The sequence below is a fragment of the Parashewanella spongiae genome (genome assembly GCF_004358345.1).
GTDB lineage: Bacteria > Pseudomonadota > Gammaproteobacteria > Enterobacterales > Shewanellaceae > Parashewanella > Parashewanella spongiae.
In genome coordinates, this window is sequence record NZ_CP037952.1 from 2565535 (window position 1) to 2587638 (window position 22104).

General features: G+C 37.9%; 13 protein-coding genes and 1 tRNA gene. 7 read left to right on the forward strand and 7 right to left on the reverse strand.

Going from position 1 to position 22104, the window contains the following annotated elements; genetic code table 11:
- Entirely contained in the window at window positions 1-1140 is a 1140-nt protein-coding gene (gene nagX, locus E2I05_RS09905; RefSeq protein ID WP_121854518.1) for a transmembrane glucosamine N-acetyltransferase NagX, read from the forward strand.
- A 242-nt stretch (window positions 1141-1382) separates the two neighbouring features.
- Window positions 1383-2699: a sugar MFS transporter gene (locus tag E2I05_RS09910; protein ID WP_243641123.1), complete on the forward strand. Its 1317-nt coding sequence runs from the start codon at window positions 1383-1385 to the stop codon at window positions 2697-2699.
- A gap of 124 nt (window positions 2700-2823) precedes the next feature.
- Here E2I05_RS09910 and E2I05_RS09915 read toward each other — a convergent pair whose 3' ends face one another.
- The 3 genes from E2I05_RS09915 to E2I05_RS09925 form a co-directional block, all read right to left on the reverse strand.
- Window positions 2824-4905: a hypothetical protein gene (locus E2I05_RS09915; RefSeq protein ID WP_121854519.1), complete on the reverse strand. Its 2082-nt coding sequence runs from the start codon at window positions 4903-4905 to the stop codon at window positions 2824-2826.
- Between the two features lie 393 nt (window positions 4906-5298).
- Window positions 5299-6434, reverse strand: a protein-coding gene (locus E2I05_RS09920; RefSeq protein WP_133309486.1) for an IS630 family transposase whose coding sequence is annotated in 2 segments (ribosomal slippage) — window positions 5299-6011 and window positions 6011-6434 — 1137 coding nt in all. Because the reading frame shifts where the segments join, the coding sequence is not laid out codon by codon here.
- A 618-nt stretch (window positions 6435-7052) separates the two neighbouring features.
- Window positions 7053-8834, reverse strand: a complete 1782-nt coding sequence (locus tag E2I05_RS09925; RefSeq protein ID WP_121854685.1) for an ATP-binding response regulator — start codon at window positions 8832-8834, stop codon at window positions 7053-7055.
- 443 nt (window positions 8835-9277) lie between these two features.
- Between E2I05_RS09925 and E2I05_RS09930 the strand changes: the two genes are divergently transcribed.
- Together E2I05_RS09930 and E2I05_RS09935 are read left to right on the forward strand one after the other, a co-directional pair.
- Window positions 9278-9919, forward strand: a complete 642-nt coding sequence (locus E2I05_RS09930) for a response regulator transcription factor (RefSeq protein ID WP_121854686.1) — start codon at window positions 9278-9280, stop codon at window positions 9917-9919.
- 117 nt (window positions 9920-10036) lie between these two features.
- Window positions 10037-10126 (forward strand) — tRNA-Ser (locus E2I05_RS09935).
- A gap of 251 nt (window positions 10127-10377) precedes the next feature.
- Here the strand turns inward: E2I05_RS09935 and E2I05_RS09940 are convergent.
- The 4 genes from E2I05_RS09940 to sppA all read right to left on the reverse strand — a co-directional run bounded on the left by E2I05_RS09940 (window position 10378) and on the right by sppA (window position 16949).
- On the reverse strand, window positions 10378-10767 hold the full coding sequence (locus E2I05_RS09940) for a hypothetical protein (RefSeq protein ID WP_121854687.1): 390 nt from the start codon (window positions 10765-10767) through the stop codon (window positions 10378-10380).
- 131 nt (window positions 10768-10898) lie between these two features.
- Window positions 10899-13496, reverse strand: coding sequence for a bifunctional acetaldehyde-CoA/alcohol dehydrogenase (gene adhE, locus E2I05_RS09945; RefSeq protein WP_121854688.1), 2598 nt, complete (start codon window positions 13494-13496; stop codon window positions 10899-10901).
- A 460-nt stretch (window positions 13497-13956) separates the two neighbouring features.
- Window positions 13957-14973: an asparaginase gene (gene ansA / locus E2I05_RS09950; RefSeq protein ID WP_121854689.1), complete on the reverse strand. Its 1017-nt coding sequence runs from the start codon at window positions 14971-14973 to the stop codon at window positions 13957-13959.
- 119 nt (window positions 14974-15092) lie between these two features.
- On the reverse strand, window positions 15093-16949 hold the full coding sequence (gene sppA, locus E2I05_RS09955; RefSeq protein ID WP_121854690.1) for a signal peptide peptidase SppA: 1857 nt from the start codon (window positions 16947-16949) through the stop codon (window positions 15093-15095).
- 164 nt (window positions 16950-17113) lie between these two features.
- On the opposite strand from sppA, the gene E2I05_RS09960 reads away from it, so the two are divergent.
- The 3 genes from E2I05_RS09960 (at window position 17114) to E2I05_RS22315 (ending at window position 22078) form a co-directional block, all read left to right on the forward strand.
- A complete protein-coding gene (locus E2I05_RS09960) occupies window positions 17114-19132 on the forward strand; it encodes an NADPH-dependent 2,4-dienoyl-CoA reductase (protein ID WP_121854691.1) in 2019 nt (672 codons plus the stop codon).
- A gap of 1178 nt (window positions 19133-20310) precedes the next feature.
- A complete protein-coding gene (ltrA, locus tag E2I05_RS09965; protein WP_133309525.1) occupies window positions 20311-21591 on the forward strand; it encodes a group II intron reverse transcriptase/maturase in 1281 nt (426 codons plus the stop codon).
- A gap of 349 nt (window positions 21592-21940) precedes the next feature.
- Window positions 21941-22078 carry a hypothetical protein gene (locus E2I05_RS22315; protein WP_218939907.1) on the forward strand — a complete coding sequence of 46 codons (138 nt, stop codon included), beginning with the start codon at window positions 21941-21943 and terminating at the stop codon, window positions 22076-22078.
- Window positions 22079-22104: the final 26 nt, after the last annotated feature.

The following is a 22104-nucleotide window of genomic DNA, read 5'->3' on the forward strand; positions in this document are numbered from 1 at the left end:
ATGACAAATCAACATACTGAATCCTTAAAATCTAACTCTCGTTTGTTATCTCTAGATGCACTAAGAGGGTTTGATATGTTTTGGATCATTGGTGGTGAATTTTTGTTTTCTGCATTTTTTGTTTTCTCTGGCTGGTCTGGATGGCTTTGGTTCGATGATCAAATGAAACATAGCCAAGGGCATGGTTTTACTGCTTATGATTTGATTTTCCCTCTATTTATTTTTCTTTCAGGTATTACGCTGGGTTTGTCGGCCAAATGTATCACAGATTTAGATTTCAAAGCGCGTCTGCCTACTTATCGCAAAGCGGTTTTTAGGCTCTTTTTATTACTTAGCTTTGGTGTACTTTACAATCATGGTTGGGGGACCGGACTGCCTGCAGCCGAAGATATTCGGTATGCTAGTGTACTAGGGCGGATTGCTTTTGCATGGTTCTTTGCTTTCTTGCTTGTTTACCATACCCAACTGCGCACTCAAATATTTTGGGTTATTGGTATTCTAGTTGGTTATAGTTCGCTACAACTTTGTGCGCCATTGATGAATTCAGAATTGAGTCAATTTGATCCTGAAACCTCAATCAATGCTTGGATTGATTCTCACTTTTTACCTGGACAAATCTACCAGCAAAAATCCTATGATCCTGAGGGACTATTATCAACACTTCCAGCTATATGTAATGCACTTTTTGGGTTTTTCGTAGGTCAATACCTAATACGTATGGCAGCCAATTCTAAAATTAAAGTTGCTATTGTTTTGACATTAATTGGAGTAGTTATTCTGGGATTAGGCTGGCTTATAGATATGGTAATTCCTGTAAATAAAGATTTATGGACAAGCAGTTTTGTGTTGGTCTCAGTGGGCTGGAGTGTATTGATATTTAGTTTGTTTTACATGCTGGTTGATGTATTGGGTTTCAAAAAATTGGTTTTTCCATTCGTGGTAATCGGCTGTAATGCCATCATTGTTTATCTGGCATCGAGCCTAATAAATTGGAAGTACACTTCAAATAGTTTATTTGGACAGTTGATCACTAATACGGCTCCGTATGCTCAGCCTTTAATGGCAACAGTAACCCTATTACTGGTGCAATGGTTAGTATTGTGGTGGCTTTATCAACGAAAAATTTTCATTCGAACGTAACAGAAGTTGGGGCATTAATTAGTAACCTGATCTCGGGGTAATGAAATATATAACTCATTGTTTCATAAGTGGTAAGTTTTGAGCCCAATCTACGGTGCTGTAGAGGTTTGCTTATCCAGAGTTCAGGTTAAGTATATAAGATACCATCGATAAATTCTTTGAGAATCATTGTGCTGAAGTAGCGCACTTAATAACGTCAGAAATTTATGGTTGGTAATTTAATAACAAAAGGCAAAATAATTATGACAATTGCAACTCCATTATCCACCTCAAATAGAAGCAGTATCTTGCCAATGACTATAGTCGGGATATTGTTTTTTATCTTCGGCTTTGTGACTTGGCTAAATGGTTCACTTATTCCATTTTTACAAATTATTTGTGATCTTAATGAATTTCAAGCACTCCTAGTAACCTTTGCTTTTTACATAGCGTATACGGTTATGGCTTTGCCAATGTCGTACCTTCTCAAACGTACAGGTTATAAAGATGGTATGGCTATAGGTTTGGCCATTATGGTAGTGGGGGCTTTGCTTTTTATTCCTGCAGCTATGAGTGCGAACTTTTTAGTTTTTTTATTGGCGCTTTTCATCTTAGGCACAGGTTTAACCATTCTACAAACGGCGTCAAATCCTTATGTTGTGTTAATTGGCCCAAGTGAAAGTGCGGCAATGCGTATTTCCATTATGGGGTTAATCAATAAAGCGGCGGGGGTATTAGTACCAATTGTTTTTACAGCATTAGTGCTTTCAGACTTAACGAGTTTTAATGCCGAATCTATCGCACAGCTGAGTGAAAAAGACCGCGAAGTTCAAATAGTTGAATTGTCCTCACGATTGGTAATGCCTTACCTATTTATGGCCGCTGCATTGTGTGGATTAGTTGCTTTAGTAAAGTTATCTTCTTTACCTGAAATTGAATTTGAGGAAGAAGATAAAGCAGAAGATAAACTTGGAATCATGCAATTCCCACAAGTCGTTTTAGGTTCTGTTGCAATTTTTGCTTACGTTGGGATCGAAGTTATCGCTGGAGATACTATTGGTCTTTATGGCTCTAGTTTAGATCTAGAAAACTTTGCGTCATTCACTTCGTATACCATGATGTTTATGGTTGTAGGTTATATTATTGGTGTTATATGCATTCCGAAATATTTTAGTCAAGAAACTGCATTAATTTCCTCAGCTATAGCTGGCGGGCTGTGTACTTTAGGTGCAGTATTTGGATCTGAAACAAGCCATTTAATAAGCGATATTTTATGGGGCTGGACTGGAATTCAAACCCTTCCTAATAGTTTAACTTTTGTAGCTATGATGGGTTTAGCTCATGCTTTGGTATGGCCTGCTGTTTGGCCTTTAGCGCTACAAGGTCTTGGCCGTTATACTGCTCAAGGCTCTGCTTTGCTTATTATGGGTATTTCAGGTGGTGCAATTTTGCCACTGGCTTTTGGCGCTATTGCAGATGGTGCTGGCAGTTTACAAATTGCATACGTCTTAGGCTTCGCCTGTTACGCATTTATCTTTTTCTATGCTATCAAAGGTCATAAGATGCGCAGTTGGAAGTAATCCAGTTTGAGACAAATATGTCTCGATGTTTGACTCTATTTGGGTTATCTAATCACACTGATTAGATAACCCAAGTTTCTCGCAAGAAAATGGATTAATATGCTTGATGCCTGATAAGCAGTTCTTAATGAAGTGTGAAGGTATTGGGTAATATTTTTTGTTCAAGTCGTAAACGTAAACGTATTTCTTTTATTACTTGCGAATCTGTCGCATTTATTTCTATATCTGTGGTTTTCTCTTGAAAAGTATCAAAGATTTTTAACAGTTCTTCTACGATATTAAGCTTATATGGTGCAAATGCTTTTTCATTTTCAAAACAGCAAAGCATTTCTATTATTTGCTGAAGTGATATCTTTTCCTTTTCAACAATTGTTTTTAGTACTTTTTGAATAAATGAAGAAGTCATTCCGTTGAAACGGTAATCTGTAACTTCTAGCCCATTAATTAATTGCAGCAAAGCAATAATACTTTCAGCTGAGTAAGAATATGGAGATTCTTCTAGTGACCCCATTGCACCTTTGTATCGAGAGGCCGTGTCAGAGTCAATATTGAATTGTTTTTCTCTCTCTGAACAATATAATTTTGCCGCAATCTCAAATAATGGAGCCAGCTCGTAACTGGAAATTTTTTGCAATATAGCATCTCTAATTTTAGTGGTATTACGGCAAGCAAACCGTCCAAGTAGCTCAAGATATAAACAGAGCTCATCTGGTTTATTACTAAAAATAGATATAGCAAATTCAACCAAGTCTGGTAAAGGAACAGAGCCTTCACAATCAGAATCTTCACCACTAGAGTCTATTGAGTACAAAGATTCGAGAAACATTGAACGATTCGTCAATGTTCTAGAGTGCCAAAAAGCTCTAGTTTGCGGATCACCTACTTGGGTTATATATTCAACGGCCTCTCTTGCTGACTCAAGTGTTTCATTTATTAACGAGTTATACTTGGTAAGGAAAAGTAAATCTATCTCCAATAATTGCTGATTTTTACATTCCGCAGTACGTGGTTTTTTTAAAAGATGATTGTTTGCAAATTCTCTTAATTCTTTTACATCAACAGTCATTTCCATAGCTTGTTCTACAATAGGTAAAAGAGTGTTAGATGGTAATAACATCAAATCAACCTTTGATAAGTGAGAAAGACATAGTGGCATCGAACCAGCTTCTGATCCCACAAAATAGCATAAGCTGCTTAAGGTGCTAATATTAAACCCTGCACCAATACTCATAATTACTTTGGGTTGTTGTTTTGTACCAAAAGAATCCATAGCGAAGCAATCAGCAATATCAAAATGAATTTGTGCTGTAAGTTCTAATTTTAAACGTGATTTTGACAGATTAACTATTTCTTCTTCTTCGTACTTTGCACAAAATACAGTTGTTGAATATAGAGAGCATTTTCCGGTTATAGTATTGATTTCTCTTAGGGGTAACTTTTGTTTAGTTTCATTAAATTTTCCTGTTTCTTCCTCATAGCAGTCAACGCATTTTTGAGCAAATATATTTGCCATAAAGCCGATCATTGAACAGGGTAACCCTCTTTTAAAAACCAAATCCTTAATTAATCTGAATTCTTCTTGATTGATATGATCTATTGTATTTTGTTCCACTTGTGCGAAACAAAAATGGGCCCTCATCTGCTTAACTGTTGCTTTAAACACTTTCTCTTCTTGTTTAGAAATCTCTTTAGGAGTTCCTGTAAATCTTAAAGCAAGCCTTAAGGGAACTGTGACTGTTTGAACAGACTCTTCTAACTTTTGAATGCAATAATCTTTTAACTTATCCAATTTAAATGAACTTTTTACAGATATGTAATTGGCATAAAAAAAAATACCTTCTAAATTAAGCGCCGAAAATTCAATTTCATTTTGTGCGTGATGGATAAGTGATCGAATAATAGGGTTTAAATCATCTTCATTTAGTCCTGATAGGATGTTTACAGTGACATCTAAAAAATTGAGATTGGCCGAATCTTTTTCTGATAAATATTGCTTTTGATCTAACTGTTCCAATAATTGTGAATACAATAATTTTGCTTGGCGTAACTGTCGGCTGAAATATACTGACTCCTTAAATTGGTCAATTTTGTCGTTGATTGTTGCATTAAGTTGTTCTTTAACTTCACTTACTCGAGTAAGGAGTATAGGTTTTCTTTCTGAAAATGGAGTAACAACTTGTAATGTAACTGAAGTAACCGCAGCCATATAAATACCTCAATACGTTAAAAGTGAATGGTTAATTTTATATTGAGTGAAACATTAAAGGAAAAAGACTTACAATCGGTTCAGCTTAAATTAGGCTTCAGAAAAAAGACTATTGATTATCTGTGAACTAGTAGTCCATTCATATGAATTCTACAGTTAAAGCTGTTCTGGTAAACCATAGTCATAGGAGAGCTAAGAATCATATATCGATATTTATTGTTTTAAACTCTTACTTAACTTTTGTTCACAATCAATTGACAAATAAGTGATATCTGAACAAAACACCTCCTCCCACCCCTTGGCAAGTCAGTAGGATTCTAGCTTTTCATGCTTTGATTAACGAATGTGTAACTGGATTTCGTTAATCAGTGAACTTCTGTTAAAAGGCTCACTTTACTCTGGGAGTACGGGGTAAAGTTTCTTTAATTTTATACGTGCCTCCTCAGTCGTGAACTGCCAGTTCATCTTAGCCTTGGACTCATTACGCTCGGTAACCCAGGCTTCGACTTCAGTATTTAGTGTTTCCTGATCGGGTATTCTTCGGTTTAAGCATTGCCTGCTCAAGATACTTAATTCAATTTCAGCCATATCCAACCAACTTCCGTGCTTTGGCGTGTAATGAAATTCTATTTTATTGATCAACCTACGAGCTTCTTCTGGTTCGAAGGCCTTATAAAATGAAGCCGGTGTATGAGTATTCAAGTTATCCTCAACTAATACAATTGTCTCAGCGTCCTTATAACGCCCGTCTACTAAGGCTTTTACTTGATGAGCCCAATCAATGGCCGTTCTGTGTTCAGTGACTTCAACATGTCGCCAGCCCGCTAAAGGCTCAAATATCATGAACAGGTTGCTGACACCGTTACGCTCATACTCTGTATCGTATCGCTCTGGATAACCTGAAACTAAGGGTAACGGATTGCGAACTTCTTTAACTTGTTGTTTGCTGGTTTCATCAAGGCATACTAAAGGACGCTTAGGATTGTAAGGAAGTTTATAGAGTTCTAATATATCTTCCATAGCACTCACGAAAGCAGCGTTTTCCTCTTTAGGTATACACCACTCTTCTTTAAGCCATGGTTTAAGTTCGTTTTTTTTAAAGCATAATGAACAGAAGTTCTTGATATGTTATCGATATATTTGAGTTCAATCATCTTGTCTCTAAGAAGATTTAATGTCCAACGGCAACGTCCTTCAGGAGGCGTAGAGCAGGCCAGTGCAATTAGGTGGGCTTCGGCTTCGCCATCCATTATGCGTCTGCGGCCTTGATGGCTGTGTTTGCTATTCACAGCGACTTCTAATCCTTCTTCGACAAAACGCTTTCTAAGGCTCGTTACTGCAAGTGGTGAGATGTTTAGTGCTTTAGCAATCTGTTGATTGGTCAGTGGCGAATTATTCTCATCAATAGCAAGTAAAATTTGGGCGTGTCGTTTCTTATGTTGAGCAACACGTGGTTTCTTCTGCTTTATCAAAGCCTCAAGCATTGAACGTTCTTCATTACTCAAACGAACGTGGTATTTAACCCTCATAACAACTCCAGTGTTTCTTGTGTTCAGGAGTTGTTAGGATATAACCATTCGGTCATTATTTGTTCTTGAATGAACTACTAGGGTCTGTTGATCTTTCGTGATTTTAGCAAGCTTGTGAGCGTAGAGCACTTCACTCATTGGGTGAAAGCCATGATGATAAAATCATCGTATTGCTCAAACAGTTACTCATATACTCAGCGTTCAACTGATGTTTTTAGGATTAACGGAATCCAGTTACACTTTCGTTAATCAAAGCATGAAAAGCTAGAATCCTACTGACTTGCCAAGGGGGGAAGGAGGTGTTTTGTTCAGACGTTATTTATTTGTAAATTGATTGTGAGCAAAAGTTAAGTAAGAGTTTAAAACAATAAGTATCGATACATGATTCTTAGCTCTCCTATGACTATGGTTTACCAGAACAGCTTTAACTGTAGAATTCATATGAATGGACTACTAGTGCCTTTTTGCTCTAAAAAAGAAAAAACGCTGGATTCCTGCCTTCACAGGAATGACGATATAAGCAATTTCAATGAGTTATAAAATTCACACATCAGGTTATTTTTTAATAAGTAAGCAAACGTGGGAAGTTTAACCACGAAATAGTTTATTATTGTTCTGCTAATTCGGATAAGACTGTAGGGTTTGGGTTAGTGCAAGCCTGAGCTTTGCGGGTTGTATCGGCTTATGCATCAATAGCAAACCCGTTTCTCTAGCTTCTGCAATGCGTTTTGGGTCTGTATCTCCAGTAATAAGCATTGCTGGAATTTTTATTTGCCTTGTTTCTCTGAACAGTTCGATCAGCTCACCACCAGTAACTGATTTTGGTAAACGATAATCAGAAACAATAATATCTGGTGTATAGTCAGTATCCAATAATTTCAGTAGTTCTTGTTTGTCTGCGATCGAAACTACATGTAAATTCCACTTCCTTAATAAATTTTCCATAGCTTCCCTAATATCCATTTCGTCGTCAATGACCAAAACTTTTTCATTATTAAAGTCATGCAACTGGCGCCGACTACCTGAAGTTATTGGAGTTGTATGGGTAATGGATATGGGAAGTTGGACAGTGAATGTTGTTCCTTTATTGGGTTCGGAGTCAAGAGATAAAGGGTGATTAAGTAAAGTGAACATGCGTTTGACTATGGCTAGACCTAAACCAAGCCCCTTATTTCTATCGCGCTCAGGGTTGTTGAGTTGATGAAACTCTTCGAAAACAGACTCTTTATCTGTGATCGGTATGCCGCAGCCATTATCTGAAATTGTAACAACGGCATTATTATTGTTTTTAACTACGTTCACCGAAATCAATTCGCATTGACTATGAAGTACAGCATTATTTATTAAATTTGAAAAACACCGTAAGAGTAATTCTGGATCGGATTGCACTACAAGTTCAGTATCTTGAATGACTAGCTTTATGTTGTTGGTAGCACATTGAGTAGCGAAGTTTCGATTTAATTTCTCGATAATGAGCTTGAAAGGAATCGGTTGTATTATGGGTTTTATATCACCAGCGTCCAATCGTGATATATCCAGTAATCGGTTGAAAAGTGAATTCAAAGCCGAAATAGACTGAGTCATTTTCCCGAGTGTTCTCTCGCTACTTTCATCTAGTTCATTGTATTGTAATACTTCACTGAATAGAGTTAGTGATTGTAAAGGTTGGCGTAGGTCGTGACTTGCCGCAGCTAAAAACTTTGATTTCTGTTGATTAGCATTTTTTACATTCTCGATTTGTTCGTTAAGTGCATCATTTTTTTCTTCTAACAAATTTAATAAATCAATATTTTGATAGCGTAAACGCAAGGATTCAAGTACTGATTTGTGGTTAGCGTAAGCGAAACCAAGAAATCCTACAGTAAGACTGAATGCAAAAAAACCTAGGATAATGTAGCTCTGTTCACCAATGCTCATAATACGAGCGCTCAAAGCTAACATTATTGGCATTGCGAAGGCTAAAAAGCCAGGAAAGTGAACCCCATTTGAACCAATGCTACCGGCAGACATTCCTATCCATGTGACAGCAATAAAAGTAATTAAATGTGGCTCAGATTCTATGATGAAAAACCATCCTCCGTACCCCCATGTTAATCCTGCAACGAGAGTGAGAATGGTAAAAATTAAGGACCATGAGTCAACTTCCTTTGAGGAGAAAATCTTTTTAGAGGTATAGTGGTTACGGACAATTACCCTAATAAACGTCCAAAGCACTATGAAGCCGCACCAAGAGTACAATTTAAAATGCTCGATAACATCGAACATAACGTAAATAGTGAATATACTAACAACGATATTGGCATAGGCGATGGAGTTGTAATTTCCTGCTAGAACATCGAGTTTATCTTTTAGTATCTGGCTTTCAACTGATTCTATTTTGTGAGGGGACGAGGTATCCATTACCAACCTTTTTAAATTCCCGCTTCTTGCAAGAACTCTTCGTTTACACTGTATGTTTCTTATTAAAAAGGCATGTCTTACTTGTTAAGCTCAAAACTCAAAAAATACTTGTTTCTAGCTAAATTCATAAGTAATAAAGCAAGAGAAAGACATGGCCTAAATGAAATACAACAGCTAAAACTAATTTATTCTTACCTCAAATAATGAGCAAGACGTTGACTTTGTATGTTTTTATATTAGCTTGAGCTTAAGTGACGAGCGATAAATTAATTGCATTTGTTGTCCACTGTGACAATTTATAGCTTGCTTTGTAATTTTGGTTTAGTGGCAAAAATTGCATAATTAAACAATTAAAACCTTTACTGAATTAATATTACGGAAGATAATGTTTTAGCGCATCACCCTAAAGAGTGATATTCAATAATTATAAAAAATGGATTTTTATGAAATTCTTATTGGTAGATGACCACTGGTTATTCTTGGATGGCTTAGCCAATGTACTTACGATCCAAAACCCTAAGTTAGAAGTGTTGAAGGCTGGTTCAGTAGATGATGCTTTAAAAATGCTTGATGAACATTCAGGTATTGATTTAATTTTGGTTGATCTCGCCATGCCAACTACTGACGGACTTTCATTGTTGAACTCGCTGTCGACGCAAAATTATTTAATACCTGCCGTAGTTTTATCCGCAAGTGAAGATTTGACTCAAATATCTAAAGCAATGAGGCTAGGCGCGTCAGGATTCATACCTAAAACATATGGCACAAAGTATTTGAGTGTAGCGATTGATCGAGTGTTAGCTGGCGAAATCTTCCTACCTGAAAATATGCAGAATGAATTAGATATGATTTGCACGGAAGCTCAAACCAAAAACGAGATTGCCCATCAATTTCAAATCACTCCAAGGCAGCTTGAAGTTATTTCAATGCTTAAGAAAGGCTATTCTAATGGAAAAATTGCTGATTTACTGTTTATTTCAGAGCATACTGTAAAATCTCATTTGAAGCAGATTTTTCAAAAATTAGACTGTGAAACTCGATTAGCCTGTATTAGTAAAGCGCAATCATTGGAGCTGATTAATTAGTTTCAGGGAATTATGTTGTTTAAGTTTGCGTTTAGAATAAAAAACCAGCATTCAACTTACTGGAAGGCAATATTTAGTATACATTCTGATAATGAATGGATATATTGATTTCCGTTCGGAGGGGTGGCAGAGTGGTCGAATGCACCGGTCTTGAAAACCGGCAACGGTTTATCCCGTTCCAGGGTTCAAATCCCTGCTCCTCCGCCACTTTAAGAAAAGGCTACTCAATTGAGTAGCCTTTTTGCATTAGTTTCGAAAAACACGATTTTCATTTACGAGTACTTTTACACTATTAAAAACAGCCTTTTATATTTTATATAGAATCTTATCATCTTGATAAAGTTGTCGAGTAATTGTATTTTCTGCAAATTTACAACTCAATAAACTCACTAACTCTTGTGAAATACCTTACCTGAACAAGTGCTAACTCCTCGGTAACGGCCAGAGCTTGTATTGTTTTACGAATGTGATTTAGGGATGCAGTAAGCGATCTCTGATCTATCTGTATAATCATGACCTTCTGGAACAAATACCGTAGTGTCACCATTGTCGATAGTGATTTGTTTGGATTTTTTCTCTATTTCAGATCCATCTTTAGAAATCCGCTGTATTAATGTTTTAGCCGCAAATTCGCAACTTTGTCTATTTGGAAACTCTTGATTTGTTGCTTCACCGTAACCGTAACCGTCACCATAGCCGTATAAACCGCTTGAAATCCAAACGCCATTATGCTCGGTAAAATGTTTGTTATAAAATTGAAAGAGTATGTAAGCGGAGTCTGAACTGGCGAAAGAAGTATTAGCAAAGAATACGTTAGCAACGATTAGTGCTACTGGAAGTAATTTCATTTTGATACTCTTAATTACAATAAATAATAGGATCCTTTTACCATACTAAATATAGACAGCCGCTGAACATATATAAAAATACCTCAAGCAAAGTTGAGGTATTTTTATATATGTTACAGGCTATTTAGGTTTTAATCTTTGTATTCTTTTCCGTAGAAGCATGCCAGTAAAAGCTCTTTAAGCTCAGAGATGAGAGGGTAGCGGGGGTTAGCGCCTGTACATTGGTCATCAAATGCATCTTCGGCTAGTTCATCGATTTTTGCTAAGAAGTCAGCCTCATTCACTCCAGCTTCTTTGATTGATGCAGGTATGCCAATCGCCTTCTTGATTTGATTGATTTTTTCAAGCAGTTTTTCGACCTTTTGTTCATCAGAACTTCCTCCAAGGCGCAAGTAATCGGCAATTTGCGCATAACGACATAAAGCTTTAGGGCGATCATATTGACTAAAGGCCGCTTGTTTAGTCGGTATATCGGTCGCATTAAAACGGATTACATTTGAAATTAGTAAGGCATTAGCTAAACCGTGGGGTAAATGGAATTCAGCACCAAGTTTATGTGCCATTGAGTGACAAATACCTAAGAAAGCGTTAGCGAAAGCAATGCCGGCAATAGTGGCGCCATTGTGAACTTTTTCTCTAGCAATCGGCGCTTCTGAACCTTTTTCGTAGGCCTCTGGCAGGTATTTTGTTAATAAATCCATTGCTTGTAATGCTTGACCATCACTGTACTCATTTGCCATAACGCTAACATAGGCTTCTAATGCATGGGTGATTGCATCAATACCACCAAATGCAGTTAATGACTTAGGCATATTCATCACTAGATTTGGATCAACAATTGCCATATTAGGTGTTAATTCGTAATCAGCAATAGGATATTTTTGACCTGAAACTTCATCTGTGACCACAGCAAAAGGGGTTACTTCAGAGCCTGTTCCTGAAGTTGTAGGAATTGCTACCATCTCGGCTTTGTTGCCAAGTTTAGGGAATTTGTAAATTCTTTTACGAATGTCCATGAAACGAAGTGCAAGCTCGGCAAAATCAATATCTGGGTGTTCATACATAACCCAAATTATTTTTGCCGCATCCATAGGTGAGCCGCCGCCGAGAGCTATGATAACGTCCGGTTGGAAACTACAAGCCACAGCAGCGCCTTGTTTAACTACTGACAAAGTTGGATCGGCTTCCACATCATAGAATGCTTCAGTTTCAAGCCCTTGAGCCTTGAGAATTTTAAGAGTTTCATCGCAGTAACCGTTGTTGAATAAATACTTATCAGTGACGATGAGTGCGCGGCGCTTTGAGCTTAACTCTTCTAATGCAATTGGGAGACTTCCGCGACGGAAGTAAATAGATGATGGTAGTTTATGCCACAGCATATTTTCAGCCCTTTTTGCGACCATTTTTTTGTTGATCAAGTGACTAGGTCCAACATTTTCTGAAATCGAGTTTCCGCCCCAAGAGCCGCACCCAAGAGTAAGTGATGGCGCTAACTTAAAGTTATAAAGATCGCCAATTCCTCCTTGAGAAGCAGGAGTATTAATTAATATCCTAGCTGTTTTCATCCTGAAACCAAATTGCTTTACGCGTTCAGTCTGTGTGTCTTGATCGGTATATAAACCCGAAGTGTGACCAATGCCGCCTAAGGCTACAAGTGCTTCAGCTTTATCTAAAGCGTCTTCAAAACTGCTTGCGTGGTACATTCCGAGTAATGGTGATAGCTTTTCGTGGGCAAAAGCTTCGTTATTGCTAATTTCAGTAGCTTCCCCAATTAATACTTTCGTAGTTGAGAGAACATTAATGTCAGCCATTTTGGCAATGGTAATCGCACTTTGCCCTACAATTTCTGCATTTAAGCTTCCGTTTTTCAGAATGATTTTTTGAACCGCTTTGGTTTCTTTGTTGTTAAGAATATAACCGCCGTGTGATGCAAAGCGTGCTTTTACTTGTTCATAAACACTATCTAGTACAACAACAGCTTGCTCAGACGCACAAACAACACCATTATCAAATGTTTTTGACATAAGAATAGAGCTTACTGCACGTTTAATGTCAGCAGTATCGTCAATAATTATAGGAGTGTTACCAGCTCCAACGCCTATTGCTGGTTTACCTGACGAATAGGCCGCCTTAACCATTCCGGGCCCGCCAGTGGCGAGGATAAGGTTTATTTTCTCATGAGTCATAAGTTGATTAGATAAAGCAACACTTGGCTCATCGATCCAACCAATAATGTCTTTCGGTGCACCGGCTTTAATCGCTGCGTCAAGTACAAGTTTAGCTGCGCTTGCTGTTGATTGTTTTGCTCTTGGATGTGGTGAAAAAATAATTCCATTTCGAGTTTTTAAGCTTATTAGAGCTTTAAAAATGGCGGTAGAGGTCGGGTTGGTGGTTGGTACGATACCGCAAATTATTCCGACTGGCTCGGCAATGGTAATTGTACCAAATGTGACGTCTTCATCTATTATTCCACAGGTTTTATCATCTTTGTATTTGTTATAAATATACTCAGATGCAAAATGGTTTTTAATAACCTTATCTTCAAGAACACCCATACCTGTTTCTTGTGCAGCCATTTTTGCAAGTGAAATACGTGCATCAGCCGCCGCTAATGCAGCTGCTCTAAATATCTTATCTACTTGCTCTTGACTGAAATTGGCAAATTTAGCCTGAGCCTCAGCCGCTCGACTAATTAATTGGTCGAGTTCTTGAGTATTTGTCACTGTCATATTAAGTTTCCTATAAAAATTATTTAGGCAACGTTAGATTTGACTAAATACTTTCAACAACATGAAATTTACCGATTTAAGGCAATTAATTCTGTGATCCCTTTGGCAAATTCACCTTTGTTTTGTAATAAAATTACAAATTGAAGCAAGATAAGGAATTTAAAGCAGAAAATGAGATAAGAAGATGTGTAATAATGAGCGGTGCGTTATTTTAAGTAACTGACTCATTGGGGATTGTATTAAACATAAAAAAGGTTGGTTTTATATGGTTATTAAAAATTAACTGCATTAATCTAAATTGAAAGCCACTGTACACGACAAAAATAAAGCCTGTTTTGTAATAACGTAAATTCAAACCATTACGACATACTCGCGAAGGCGGGTATCCAGTAACTTTTGTCGTATACAAAATTGAAAATCACATCACTTTGTACTCATATCGGTTTACATTCACCTTAGATTAACTGGTGGTTAGTTCGCCTATTGTGTTTTCTTGCATAATTTTTTTAATCTCCTCACAACAGAGGTTTTGAGATAAAAGTACATGTAATTTTGCTAATGCAGCTTCAATAGTGAGATCTGCACCACTGATAACACCGGCTTCAGCGAGAGCATTCCCCGTTGCATAGCCAGACATGTTTACTTTTCCCTGAAGACACTGTGTCAAGTTTACTAATATAATTCCCTCTTGGTCTGCTTTTTGTAATATATCAAGCATTGCAGGGCTCTCTGGCGCGTTACCCACGCCAAAAGTTCTTAAAATCAAAGCTTTTACAGGTTGACGGAGAATGTTTTCGAAGAGCTTAGTATCTATACCAGGGTAAAGTAAAATCACTCCAACTGGTTGCGGTTCAATGTTGACGACTTCAAGTTCACTATTCATTCTAATTTTGAATTCAGGCTTAATATGTTGTTTTATTTTAATGCCTGCTTCAAGTAATACTGGAAAATTAGGTGAGGCAAAAGCTTCAAAACCATCAGCATGGGCTTTAGTGGTTCTATTTCCTCTGAATAATTTATTATTAAAGAATAACGTCACTTCTGGAATAGAATGACTCGCAGCAATATATAAAGAATTTAATAGGTTAGCCTGACCATCAGATCGAAGTTGTGCAAGTGGTATTTGGGAACCTGTTACTATTACGGGTTTACAAAGATTCTTTAACATAAATGATAATGCAGAAGCCGTGTAAGCCATGGTGTCAGTACCATGTAATATGACAAATCCATCGTAATTATCGTAATTACTGGCAATGTCATCAGCAATTCGTTGCCAATCACTTGGCATCATGTTGGAAGAGTCAATTAGTGGGCTGTATTCATGAATGGTAAATTGCGGCATTTCATCATGGTAAAACTCTGGCATATCACGAACACATTGAGTTAAAAATCCAGCTACAGGGATAAAACCTTTATCGGTCTTTTGCATACCAATTGTCCCGCCTGTATAGGCAACATAGATGGATTTTTTATTCATAATAACGATAACTTAAGAAAGGATTATAGTGACAATATTTTACTATATCTTTAACTAACAGCAATAAAAAAGGGCAATTAAATATTGCCCTTAGAGTTCTTGTGTTGACTCATTTTATATTAGAAATTACATGTGTCACAGAACATGTACATGTTCTTTGGATCATCAAACTGATTGAGTCTCTCTATGGAGTTGGCCCATTTTTTAAATGTTTTTTCTAAAATGCTTGTCGAAGCATACGACTTTGGTAAATATGCTGTGGCTGAAGCGAATAACTCTTGAATAATCAATTCCTCAGCAGTGAGTTGCTTTTGAATAATTTGAGTGTCAAAGTTTTTTAATTGAGCAAACTCGGCGGCTTTAGCAACGGCTTTATCTAAGTCACCAAGCTCATCAACTAAACCTAGCTCTAATGCTTTTTTTCCACTCCAAACACGGCCTTGGGCTACTTTGTCCACTTGTTCAAGGGTCATTTCTCGCTCTTTAGCAACCAGTGAAATAAAATTGTGATAGCCACGATCTACTTGCTTCTGTATGACTGCTTTTATTTGAGGTGATATACCACGAGTGCTTGAAGCTTTTGTCCATTCAGATGTGCCAACGCCATCACTGAAAACTCCAATAGATGCTAATGAATCTTCAATTGTATTGAACATCCCAAAAATACCAATAGAACCTGTCAATGTTGTCGGAGTTGCGAAAATATAATCAGAGCTGGCTGAGATCCAGTATCCACCTGATGCAGCATAAGTGCCCATACTTACGACTACAGGCTTCCCTGCTTCTTTCAAGGCCAATAATTCTTGTCTAATTTGTTCAGAAGCGAATGCACTTCCGCCAGGACTATCTACGCGAAGAACCACAGCTTTTATTTGTCGGTCAAATCGAGCTTGGCGTAAAAGATCAGAGGTACTTTTACCACCAATTGTTCCAGCAGGTTGATTTCCATTTAAAATGGTACCTTTGGCTACAATGATACCTACAGCGTCACCTAACACTATATTATGCTTCGGTTTGACTAATGATAAATATTCACTGAACTCTATATTTTTATAACTAGTTCCAGAGTCTGCTTTGCCAACTTTTTCAATCATTGATAAACGGAATTGTTCAGGTGTGGCTAACTCATCGACGAGCTTTGTATTAAGTGCCATCTGACCTGATTCACCTTCCGCTTTATCGAGTGCCGTAAGAAAGTCAGTAGGTGTTAATACCACATCATTTTGATCGATTTGTCGGTTTTGACTAATGATGGTTTCGTAATTACTCCAAATGTCATTCAGTAAAACCTCATTTGCTTTTTTAGCCGCTGCAGACATGTCATCACGGATATATGGTTCTACAGCTGATTTAAAGGTACCTACGCGGAAAATGTGAGTATTAATCTTTAATTTTTCAAGCGCTGACTTGTAATAAAGACGATATCGACCAAGCCCTTCAAGGCTAACGCTGCCTTGAGGGTTTAAATACACTCTGTCGGCATAACTGGCAAGCAAATATTGGTTTTGGTCAAAATAATTTCCGACAGCGAAAATTGATTTTCCTTGCTTTTTAAATCGTTCTAAAGCTTGGCCGATGGACTCTAATTTACTGATCCCCGAACCTCTTAATTGCGAGAGTTCAAGTACAATACTATCTATTCGTTTGTCATGTGATGCATTATCAATGACATACAAAACGTCAGAAAGGAGGACTTCACTATCACTTTTATCACCTTGGCTTTCTTTAATTGTAGCTTCAAAAGGATCAACATATCTTTTTTGGTCTACGATTCTTCCGTTTAAATTAAGCAACAAAGCTGTTCCTTCGTCGAGTTTGATTTCATCTCCAGTGGAAAGGGCAACGATAAAAGCAATTAAGCCAATTAAAACTAAAGGAAAAAATACAATATTGATAATAAGTTGACGTGTAAAATTAATGACTTTCCATATCAAAGATAAAGTATTTTTAGTTGTAAGTGGTTTTTTCGTGGACATAGCCACTCCAGTAAATTAGAACATAATTCTATGCTACCTGAAATATTGACGGAAAACGAAACACAATTGTAACCGTTTTTATCAGTATGGGGTTGAGCTTAAAGAGTGTGCAATGTATGTTATGAAATATCATTTTCAATCGTGCGTTTTAAAAGGGTGTTTAAATGGCGTATCCGCATTTGTTAGAACCTCTAAATTTAGGTTTCACGACATTAAAAAATAGAGTGTTAATGGGTTCCATGCACACAGGGTTGGAAGAAGAAAAAGGTGGATTTGATAAATTAGCCACATTTTATCAAGAGCGGGCCAAAGGTGGTGTTGGACTAATCGTTACAGGCGGTATATCTCCAAACTTTCGTGGACGCTTAACACCACACGCAAGCCAGTTAAGTTTTCGATGGCAAGTGAAAAAACATAAGTTAGTCACTGATGCTGTTCATCAAGCTGATGGGAAAATTTGTATGCAAATATTGCATTCAGGTAGATATGGTTATCACCCGTTTTCAGTTGCACCAAGTAGAATAAAATCTCCTATCACCCCTTTTAAGCCAACAGCTTTATCTAAAAGACAAATTTCTAAAACGATCAAACATTATGCAAATTCAGCTATGTTGGCACAAAAAGCTGGTTATGATGGCGTTGAAGTGATGGGCTCAGAAGGATACTTAATCAATCAATTCATTTGTACTCGATCAAATATCCGTACAGATGAATGGGGCGGAAGTATTGAAAACCGCTGTAAATTTCCATTGGAAATTATACAAGCGATTCGAGAGCAAGTAGGGCAAAAATTCATTATCATTTTTCGACTATCTATGCTGGATTTAGTCGAAAAAGGCTCTTCATGGGAAGAAGTCGTTTACCTTGCGAAACGTTTAGAAAAGACTGGAGTGAACATAATAAATACTGGCATCGGTTGGCATGAAGCGAGAATTCCGACAATTGCAACCAGTGTGCCTAGAGGTGCATTTAGTTGGGTGACTGAACGTCTAAAAAAAGAATTATCGATACCATTAATTGCAACAAACAGAATTAATACTCCTGAAATTGCTGAGCGAATAATAAGCAGTGGACAGGCTGATATGGTATCAATGGCTAGACCATTTCTAGCTGATCCTGAATTTGTAAATAAAGCCAATGCTGATTTAGCTGATGAGATAAACACTTGTATAGGATGTAACCAGGCTTGTTTAGATCACTCTTTCGTATTAAAGCGTGCAACTTGTTTGGTGAATCCAAGGGCATGCTATGAAACCGAACTTAATTTCGTTAATGCTCAAACAAAAAAGAAACTCGCGGTCGTTGGGGCGGGGCCAGCTGGGCTCTCTTTCTCAGTTTATGCCGCTCAGCGAGGTCATGATGTTGTACTGTTCGAAGCTAAGAGCGAAATAGGTGGCCAATTTAACTTGGCAAGAAAAATACCAGGAAAAGAAGAATTTGATGAAACAATAAGATATTTTAAGAAGCAACTGGAAAAATATAAAGTTGATTTGAAACTCAATACTAAATTTGAAGCCCATTATGTAAATGAATTGGAATTTGATGAAGTGATTGTAGCTTCTGGCGTCACTCCAAGACAGATTTCTTTCCCCGGAAGCGATCGAGATAATGTTGTCGACTATCAACAGGTACTAAAAGGTGATGTTTCAGTTGGAAAGCGCGTTGCCTTAATAGGTGCTGGTGGCATTGGTTTTGACATGGCTCACTATTTAGGAGAGCCGGAATCTAAAACAATGCAGCCTGATCAATGGCTAAAAAACTGGGGAATAGATAAGAGCTATACAAATGTGAGTGGACTTTTAGACTCGCCTGTTGAGCATTCTCCAGAAAGAACTATTTATTTGTTGCAACGGAAAAATAATAAACTGGGTAAAGGGTTAGGGAAAACCACAGGTTGGATACATCGTTTAGTGATTAAGCAACATAAAGTTATCACTAAATCCGGTGTAAATTACGTCAAGGTTGATGATGACGGCCTTCATATTTCGATTAATGATCGCCCCGAGGTTTTAAATGTCGATCATATCGTTTTATGTGCAGGGCAGGAATCCAATAAAAAAATCATTCCTGAATTAGAAGACTGTGGGAAACCAATACATGTAATAGGTGGGGCAGATTTAGCGGCCGAACTTGATGCGAAACGAGCAATAAGGCAAGGCGCTGAATTGGCCGCAAGTATATAATATTATTAGTAATACCAATTACAATAATTAATTTTTCATTCAGCTAGAACTAAAGAGTTTTAGTGCAAGGCACAAGCTCTAAGTACTATATTCCCTACGGTCGCCATACAAAACTGGCGTTCAACGTACTTAGTGCTTTTATCGGGATAATTCAAGTGCTTGTAACGCAGTAATGGAAACCTTTAGCATTGTCATTCGGGAGCTTGTATGTGCTCTGAGTTGAGCATTTAATCTCTGAGGGTTTAATTCCCCGTCCCTTGGGACGAACTACCTTATTTCGTGAATCTAGATTGATACCCCGCTGCTTGCAGCGGGGTTGTTCACTTACTGTAATCCTAAAAACATCAGTTGAACGCTGAGTATATGAGTAACTGTTTGAGCAATACGATGATTTTATTATCATGTTTTTCACCTAATGAGTGAAATGCTCTACGCTCACAAGCTTACTAAAATGGCTGCTATCTGCGTTATATCTTTTGCAATTAGATTAACTACTTGCTGCAAGCTACGCCTTACTATCAGCCATTTTTTCTACGCTTGAGAACGCAGTCAACTAATGTTTCTAGGGAGCGCCACGAAGCGCTTTATTCTGTTGCGGGATTTGTCTCAACGTATACGCAGCCAAGCGATTACATGGCCATAAACCAGAGACAGCAACGTTATTATTTATAATAAGTCCATCAGGTTGAAACGTACCTGACGGGATAATTACCAGTTCATCCCGAAATCTGACGGGCATGCATAATGGGTAACCGCTATGACATGAAGCCCTGTGACAAAGGCCTTGAATAAAGGTTGAGATGCAATGTAGGCCGCAGCATCAAGCGAATTCAGTTAAGCGTCGTAAATCAAAAAATGAAGATGGGGAGTCTTTCCTAGTTGACGAACCCTGACACAAACAGAGAAGCAACTGGTAAATGCATCTGTTTGATCTTCCGGCGTAATATGAAGTGGCATGTATTGAAGGAAATAAAGTGAACGTGGGAGAGCCTGAGTGTTGGAAGGTAGTGACTTGCACTATCCGAATAATAAGGTAAACCGAAATTTCAGATAGGGCGCTCAGGCAGTCGGATGAGCCCATAGTACCGTTAACCGTGAAGACAACATAACTTTACATCAGGGAAGGGGCTCAGTGTTACACCCGTTTTTTAACGTAACTTTTGAGGTGAAATTGCCATATGGCTAACACTCCAGTAAATATCAGAATATTACAGCGAAAACTTTACTTACGCTCAAAGCTTAACTCGGAGCTTCGATTTTACAGCTTGTACGATAAACTCAGTCGCCTAGATATACTCGAAGAAGCCTATCGACGATGCAAAGCCAATAAAGGCGGAGCAGGAATTGATGGCATCACATTCAGTTATCTAGAGCAGCAAAAGAAAGTCGTTGCGCTGTTAAAAGAAATTCAAACTCAATTACAACAGAAAAACTATCGACCTAGCCCAGTCAAACGAGTAGAAATACTCAAAGACAACGGCAAAACGCGGAAACTTGGGATCCCGATAATCAGTGACAGAATTGTGCAAATGGCGATGACAATAGTGATGCAACCCGTCTACGAACCTCATTTACATGAACACAGTTATGGTTATCGTCCATGTCGAAGCGCCCAGCAAGCGGTAAAAGTCATTGAAATGAGCCTAAAACAAGGCTATCAGCACGTACTCGATGCTGACTTGAGCGCCTATTTCGATACCATCCCGCACGCTAAGTTGATGACAAAAATAGAAAGGCGAATAAGCGACAGCAGCTTTCTGAGTTTACTGAAAAGCTTTATCAAAGCGCCCATCAGCATAGAGACGGTCAACGGGAAATGGCGAATAGAAGCAAGCCGATGTGGCACTCCGCAAGGCGGAGTTATCTCTCCACTACTGGCTAACATCTATCTCAACGATTTCTGTTTGAAAATACACGAAAAAACACCGTGTAAAATCGTTACCTATGCAGATGATTTTGTTGTACTTCATAAGCAAACCTACACACAAGAGCAACTGGACTGGATAACACAGCAATTAAGTGATGAAGGTCTGAAGCTAAATCAAAGTAAAACCCACTGTGTGGATATGGGAAAGCTGATGAATGAGTTTGATTTCCTCGGTTTTAACTTTCAACGGATCACAGGCCTCATCAAAGGCACCAGTTACATCAAGATACAGGCGTCTAAGAAGAGCCAAACAAAGCTGAAAAATAAAATCAGAGACATAGTGAAACACCGAACCTCAAATACACTTGGCGTACTGATAAATAAGGTTAATCAAGTTCTGAGGGGATGGAAACACTATTTTGGTGGGATAGGTTATCCCAGAGGTGTATTTTTCAGAATAAATGGATTTGTAGTAAACCGGTTCTATCGCTGGCATCGTCGCTTAAGTCAACGTCGAAGCAAGTATCTATCACGAGGTGCTTACGAAAAATTACGCCAAGCTGGTCTTGAGTATTTACCCACGACAAGATGATAAGCAAAGTGAAGGGGCTGAGAGAAGTGTAACAACAGAGCCGTGTGAGGGAAAACCTCATGCACGGAATCGAAGAGGGGCTGCTGGATAAGCGATAGCGAAGCCAGTAGCCTACTCTACATTATGGCTTTCACCCAATGAGTGAAGTGCTCTACGCTCACCAGCTTACTGAAATGACTGCTATCTGCGTTGTAACTTTTGCAAGTAGAATAGCTACTTGCTGCAAGCTAGGCCTTACTATCAGCCATTTTTTCTACGCTTGAGAACGCAGTTAACTGATGTTTCTAAGTTAAATTTACAATTAAAAATAAACTAATAAGTTGCTGTTTATTTGTTGAATATTAGCTGTATGGCGGCACTATTCTTAAGTGGAATTAATGACGATATTTTAGATGGTATTGTAGTATCAGAAGATAGCATAGAATTTTTTAGTGCTTTGCTTGTTGTGTTTTATGTGTGTATTCATACGCGCAATTGGCAATTTTGATGCAGACTAATTTGCTTTCGATATCT

Coding starts and splice junctions, on each gene's coding strand:
- E2I05_RS22315 (WP_218939907.1), top strand. CDS start 21,941: ATGGCGGCACTATTCTTAAGTGGAATTAATGACGATATTTTAGATGGT.
- ltrA (WP_133309525.1), top strand. CDS start 20,311: ATGGCTAACACTCCAGTAAATATCAGAATATTACAGCGAAAACTTTAC.
- E2I05_RS09930 (WP_121854686.1), top strand. CDS start 9,278: ATGAAATTCTTATTGGTAGATGACCACTGGTTATTCTTGGATGGCTTA.
- E2I05_RS09925 (WP_121854685.1), bottom strand. CDS start 8,834: ATGGATACCTCGTCCCCTCACAAAATAGAATCAGTTGAAAGCCAGATA.
- sppA (WP_121854690.1), bottom strand. CDS start 16,949: ATGTCCACGAAAAAACCACTTACAACTAAAAATACTTTATCTTTGATA.
- E2I05_RS09960 (WP_121854691.1), top strand. CDS start 17,114: ATGGCGTATCCGCATTTGTTAGAACCTCTAAATTTAGGTTTCACGACA.
- E2I05_RS09915 (WP_121854519.1), bottom strand. CDS start 4,905: ATGGCTGCGGTTACTTCAGTTACATTACAAGTTGTTACTCCATTTTCA.
- ansA (WP_121854689.1), bottom strand. CDS start 14,973: ATGAATAAAAAATCCATCTATGTTGCCTATACAGGCGGGACAATTGGT.
- adhE (WP_121854688.1), bottom strand. CDS start 13,496: ATGACAGTGACAAATACTCAAGAACTCGACCAATTAATTAGTCGAGCG.
- E2I05_RS09910 (WP_243641123.1), top strand. CDS start 1,383: ATGACAATTGCAACTCCATTATCCACCTCAAATAGAAGCAGTATCTTG.
- E2I05_RS09940 (WP_121854687.1), bottom strand. CDS start 10,767: ATGAAATTACTTCCAGTAGCACTAATCGTTGCTAACGTATTCTTTGCT.
- nagX (WP_121854518.1), top strand. CDS start 1: ATGACAAATCAACATACTGAATCCTTAAAATCTAACTCTCGTTTGTTA.